Source organism: Nevskiales bacterium, assembly GCA_035574475.1.
GTDB lineage: Bacteria > Pseudomonadota > Gammaproteobacteria > Nevskiales > DATLYR01 > DATLYR01.
This window is the reverse complement of record DATLYR010000186.1, coordinates 1-5,185: the sequence shown is the minus strand read 5'-3', so window position 1 is coordinate 5,185 and position 5,185 is coordinate 1. Positions and strand designations below refer to the sequence as shown.

At 68.2% G+C, this 5,185-nt stretch carries 6 protein-coding genes; 4 read left to right on the top strand and 2 right to left on the bottom strand.

Translation table 11 applies throughout. The annotated features are described in order from the left end of the window. Window positions 1–146: 146 nt before the first annotated feature. Window positions 147–1,463, bottom strand: coding sequence for a S41 family peptidase (locus tag VNJ47_11185; protein ID HXG29393.1), 1,317 nt, complete (start codon window positions 1,461–1,463; stop codon window positions 147–149). A gap of 94 nt (window positions 1,464–1,557) precedes the next feature. After that, complete coding sequence (locus tag VNJ47_11180) at window positions 1,558–2,715, bottom strand: peptidoglycan DD-metalloendopeptidase family protein (GenBank protein HXG29392.1); 1,158 nt, start codon at window positions 2,713–2,715, stop codon at window positions 1,558–1,560. Between the two features lie 88 nt (window positions 2,716–2,803). Between VNJ47_11180 and VNJ47_11175 the strand changes: the two genes are divergently transcribed. The 4 genes from VNJ47_11175 to VNJ47_11160 are packed head-to-tail and all read left to right on the top strand — an operon-like array spanning window position 2,804 to window position 5,103. After that, on the top strand, window positions 2,804–3,229 hold the full coding sequence (locus VNJ47_11175; GenBank protein ID HXG29391.1) for a rhodanese-like domain-containing protein: 426 nt from the start codon (window positions 2,804–2,806) through the stop codon (window positions 3,227–3,229). Window positions 3,230–3,235: 6 nt separating this feature from the next. Further along, a complete protein-coding gene (gene grxC / locus VNJ47_11170; GenBank protein HXG29390.1) occupies window positions 3,236–3,502 on the top strand; it encodes a glutaredoxin 3 in 267 nt (88 codons plus the stop codon). Window positions 3,503–3,539: 37 nt separating this feature from the next. Continuing rightward, window positions 3,540–4,052, top strand: a complete 513-nt coding sequence (secB, locus tag VNJ47_11165; GenBank protein ID HXG29389.1) for a protein-export chaperone SecB — start codon at window positions 3,540–3,542, stop codon at window positions 4,050–4,052. Between the two features lie 13 nt (window positions 4,053–4,065). Continuing rightward, window positions 4,066–5,103 (top strand): NAD(P)H-dependent glycerol-3-phosphate dehydrogenase, encoded by a 1,038-nt coding sequence (locus VNJ47_11160; GenBank protein ID HXG29388.1) that lies wholly within the window; start codon window positions 4,066–4,068, stop codon window positions 5,101–5,103. Window positions 5,104–5,185: the final 82 nt, after the last annotated feature.

Here is a 5,185-nt window from a genome sequence, read left to right as displayed (position 1 = left end):
GCGAGCCGGTGACCGGCCCTGCGGCCAGGCCCGCGACCACGACCTCGATGCCGGCACGCCGCAGCACATCGATGATCGTGACCGCCTCGATTTCCTCGAAGCCCTCGGCCAGTGGCACCAGCACGCGCGGCATGATAGGGGCGGCGTCAGCGCGTCTTGAGGATGTACAGCCCCTTGAGCAGGTTGAGGGCCTCGTACAAGGCGTAGTCGCTCTGCGCCAGGCTCAGGTCCTGCGGCTCGGTGTCGGCGGCCGGTGTCGCCTCCGGCTTGACGCCCTGCTCGTTGTCCAGACGGCGCACCAGGTCGGCTTCCTTGATCTGCTCGACGTCATCCTCCTTGACGGCGCTGACCTTGACCGGGCGGATGGCGATGTCCGGCGTGATGCCCTCGGCCTGGATCGAACGACCCTTGGGGGTGTAGTAGCGTGCGGTGGTGAGCTTGAGCGCGGCGTTGTTCTGCAGCGGCAGGATGGTCTGCACCGAGCCCTTGCCGAAGGTCTTCTCGCCCATGACCACGGCGCGCCCCTGGTCCTGCAGCGCGCCGGCGACGATCTCCGAGGCGGAGGCCGAGCCGCCGTTGACCAGCACCACCATCGGCTGACCGGCCAAGGCGTCGCCCGGTGTGGCGTCGAAGTTCTTGTTGGTTTCCGCCAGGCGGCCCTTGATCGAAACGATGTTGCCGCGCTCGAGGAAAGCGTCGGAGACCTCGACCGCTGCGTTGAGCACGCCACCCGGGTTGTTGCGCAGATCGAGGATCATGCCCTTCAGATCGCCCTTGTTTTCCTTGCGCAGTTTGGCCAGCTCCTCTTCCAGCGTCTTGCCGGTCTCGGTGCTGAACTGGGTGACGCGCAGGTAGCCGTAGCCCGGCTCCAGCAGCTTGCTCTTGACGCTCTGGACGTGGATGATCGCGCGCGTCAGGCTGACCTTGAAGGGCTGCTCGACGCTCTCCCGCAGTACGGTGAGGGTGACCTTGCTGCCGGGCTCGCCGCGCATCAGTTTGACCGCCTCGGTCAGCGTCATGCCTTTGACGGGGGTTTCGTCGATGCGCACGATCAAGTCGCCGGCCTGCAGGCCGGCCTTGTGCGCCGGCGTGTCGTCGATCGGCGCCACCACGCGCACGAAGCCGTTCTGCATCTGCACTTCGATGCCCAGCCCGCCGAATTTACCGGAGGTCGAGATACTGACCTCGCGGAACTCGTCTGGACTGAGATAAGCGGAGTGCGGGTCGAGGCCGTCGAGCATGCCGCGGATGGCGTTCTCGATCAGGTCCTGGTCCTTGACCGGCTCCACGTAGTCGCTCTTCACCCGGTTGAGGATCTCGACGAAGGTGCGCATGTCCTCCAGCGGCAGCTCAGCCTCGGCGGGTGCCTCGCGCTTGGCCAGCACACCCTGGGTCAGGGTGATGCCGGCGCCGATCAGCACGCCCAGGGCGAGCAGCAGGGCGGTACGGGTTCTGGCGGCCATCTTGGTGCGGTACTCCTGGAGGGAGCCGGGCGGGGCCCGGCTTGACGCTTCAATTATATGGCGTTCGCGTCGGGGCCGCTCAAGCGGTACGCGCTCAGCGCCGCAACCACTGCTGCGGGTTGACTGGGTTACGGCCGTTGCGGATCTCGAGATAAACCCCGGGCTTGTCATGCCCGCCGCTGTCACCGGCCTGCGCGATGACCTGCCCGGGCAGGACCAGATCGCCCAGGTTCACGCTGGTGCTCTGGGTATGGCCGTACAGGCTGTAATAGCCGTCGCCGTGCTCGATGATCACGATCAGCCCGTAGGTGTGCATCCAGCCGACGTACACCACCCGGCCGCGCGCCACGGCCTGCACGGGCGTACCGGCTGCCGCACCGATCCACAGCCCGCGCCAGGACAGTTTGCCGCCGGCCTTGGGCGTCCCGAAACGCGCCAGCACCGGACCACGCAGCGGCCAAGGCAGTTTGCCGCGCTGGGACGCGAACGACCGTTCGTTGCCGCGGTCGTAGGGCAGGTCCACCAGCGCCCGGCGCACGCTGGAGATGAGACTCTGCAGGCGCAGCTCATCTTCCCGCAGACGCGCCAGCTCGCGGCTCTGGTCCTTGATGCGGGCGGCGATCTGATCCAGGGTGTTGCGTCGCTGGTTGCGCTGGTTCTTGAGCTGTTCCAGGGTATTGCGGCGCTCGGCCTGCAAGGCGTTGAGCTGGTCGAGCTGCGCCTGCAGGGTGTTTTCCACCTCGCGCAGACGCTCGAGCTGCTCACGGATCGCCCCGATCTGACGGACCCGGGCGCGGTTCAGGTAGTCATAGTAGGTCAGCACGCGGCCCAGGCGACCGGGGTCCTCCTGGTTGAGCAGCAGCTTGGCCTGCTGCTGGCGGCCCATCAGATAGGCGGCACGCACTTGCTGGCGCAGCGCGCCGCGCTCGGACTCCAGCTGGCGGGCGACCACGGCGCGCTGCTGGCGGGTCTGGGCCACGGCCTGCTCCTGCACCGCGGTGTCGGCCTCGATCTTGCGCAGGGCCCGTGCCAGCCGTGCGATCGCCTGCTCGGTGTCGCGCAGCTCGAGCGCCAGGCTGTCCTTCTTGAGCCGATCCGTCTGCAGCGACTGGTCGATCGCCTGCATGCGCTCGCGGATGCGGGCAAGTTCCTGGCTGCGATCGCCGGCGGCGGGCTCGGCGCCGGCCAGGGTGCCGAGCAGGCACAGCCCCGCGAGGGCAAAAACGCGGTGGATGGCGGCTCTTCTACTCACGGATGGGCGATGGGATAATGCGCGCGGCTTGCCGCCCGGTTGCGGCTGCCGCCATTGTCGCCCAAACGCCACCACTCGCCCAGAGCGCATGCAGACCCTCATCGAATTCCTCGCCAACCATTGGATCCTGACCGGCGCGCTCGTGACGGTGCTGGTGCTCATGGTGGCCAATGAAATCTGGACCGCGCTGCGTGGCGAGAAGCGGCTGCTGCCGCTCGAGGCGGTGCGCCTGATCAACGACAAGAACGCCCTGGTCCTGGACGTGCGCAGCCCGGCCGATTTCAAGAAGGGCCATATCCTGAATGCGCTCAACATCCCGGCGGCGCGGATCGAGGAGCGCGCCGGCGAGATCGCCAAGTTCAAGGATCGGCCGGTGATCTGCTATTGCGCGCTGGGCACGGTGGCGCCGGCCGTCTGCGCCAAGCTGCGCCAGCAGGGTTTTGCGACGGTGTATAGTCTCAAGGGAGGACTGAATGCCTGGCAGGGCGCAAGCCTGCCGGTCACGACCAAATAAGCAGCGATGGCGCAGGCGCCGAAAGTGACGATGTACAGCACGCGGTTCTGTCCGTTCTGCGTCATGGCGCGGCGTCTACTGGACAAGAAGGGGGTCTGTTACGAGGAGGTGCGCGTGGATACCGAACCTGCCCGCCGTGACGAGATGCGTATGCGCAGCGGGCGGCACACGGTGCCGCAGATTTTCGTCGGTGAATACCATGTCGGCGGCTACGACGATCTGTGCGCGCTGGACTGTGCCGGCCAGCTCGACGCCCTGCTGATGCCGCGCTGAGCGCGATCCTTTCCATCCCATCCAAGCGGGGTTTCGCATGAGCCAGGATCAGGCTGCCGGAGGCAGCCCGCCCAAAGCCGACAAGCAGGTCATCCTGCAGAAGATCTATGTGCGTGACGCCTCGCTCGAGGTGCCGAACGCGCCGACGATCTTCACCCAGGAATGGGCGCCCAAGCTGGACGTGCAGCTGAATACCGCGGTGCAGGACCTGAGCGCCGAGGTGCACCATGTGGTGCTGACGGTCACCTTGACCGCGCGGCTCGGCGAACGCACCGCCTACCACGCCGAGGTGCAGCAGGGCGGGGTGTTCCGGCTGGCCGGCTTCGGCGACGAGGCCGAACGCCGCGCGGTGCTCGGCGCCTACTGCCCCAGCGTGCTGTTTCCCTTCGCGCGGGAGGCAGTGGCCGATCTGATCCAGCGCGGCGGCTTCCCGGCCTTCCTGCTGCAGCCGGTGAACTTCGACGCGCTGTACCACCAGCACCTGGCGCAGACCCGCGCCGCGCACGCCCCGGAGGCGGCGGAGAAGACTGCGAGCGGCACCAAACACTGACGCCAGTGCCGCGATGACGCAGAAGAAGAACAAACCCCCGCCGATTGCCCGGGACGCCCCCATCGCGGTGCTGGGCGCCGGTTCCTACGGCACGGCGCTCGCCATCCAGCTGTCGCGCAGCGGCCATCCCACCACGCTCTGGGGCCGCGATCCGGAGCAGATCGGGCGTCTGGCGGCCGAGCGGGTCAATGCCCGCTACCTGCCGGGCTGCCGTTTCCCCGAGCGTCTACACCCGGTGACCGGGCTGACGGACGCCGTGCAGAGCGTTCCGCACATCATCGTGGCCGTGCCCAGCCATGCGGTGCGCGCACTGCTGGAGCAGCTCAGACCGCTGCTGCGACCGGGGCAGAAGCTGGCCTGCGCGGCCAAGGGCCTAGAGCCCGAGAGCTGCAAGCTGATGCATGAGGTCTTCGCCGAGGCGCTGGGTGCGGACTTCCCGCTGGCGATCGTGTCCGGGCCGACCTTCGCCAAGGAAGTCGGCAAGGGCATGCCGACGGCGGTGACGGTGGCATCCAGTGACGCGCAAGTCGCTGGGGAATTCGCTGCTTTCCTGCACTCCGGCGTATTCCGCGCCTACACCGCCACCGACGTGATCGGCGTCGAGGTCGGCGGTGCGGTCAAGAACGTGCTGGCGATCGCCGTGGGCGCGGCCGATGGGCTCGGCTTCGGCGCCAACACACGCGCGCTGATGATCACGCGCGGGCTGGCCGAGATCATGCGCTTGGGCGAGGCGCTGGGCGGTGAACGCGACACGCTCATGGGCCTGGCCGGGCTGGGCGACCTGCTGCTGACCTGCACCGACGACCAGTCGCGCAACCGGCGCCTGGGCCTGGCGCTGGCCGCCGGCAAGAGCGTGCAGCAGGCGCAGGCCGAGATCGGCCAGGTGGTCGAGGGCGTGCGCGTCGCGCGCGAAGTCGCACGGCTGGCGGCGCGGCTCGACGTGGAGATGCCCATCAGCCAGCAGGTCGCGCGTGTGCTGCACGAAGGCGTGTCGCCGATTGAGGCCTTCCGCGTACTGACCTCGCGGCCGTCCAAGGCCGAGAGCGCCTGACAGGCTGCCGAGCGGTCAGACGAAGCCGCGCTGCCGCCAGGCCTCGTACACCACCACCGCCACCGCGTTCGACAGGTTCAGG

Bases quoted from the DNA above. Each gene is read 5' to 3' on its own strand.
- secB (HXG29389.1), top strand. From the start codon at position 3,540: ATGAGCCAGGATCAGGCTGCCGGAGGCAGCCCGCCCAAAGCCGACAAG.
- grxC (HXG29390.1), top strand. From the start codon at position 3,236: ATGGCGCAGGCGCCGAAAGTGACGATGTACAGCACGCGGTTCTGTCCG.
- VNJ47_11160 (HXG29388.1), top strand. From the start codon at position 4,066: ATGACGCAGAAGAAGAACAAACCCCCGCCGATTGCCCGGGACGCCCCC.
- VNJ47_11175 (HXG29391.1), top strand. From the start codon at position 2,804: ATGCAGACCCTCATCGAATTCCTCGCCAACCATTGGATCCTGACCGGC.
- VNJ47_11185 (HXG29393.1), bottom strand. From the start codon at position 1,463: ATGGCCGCCAGAACCCGTACCGCCCTGCTGCTCGCCCTGGGCGTGCTG.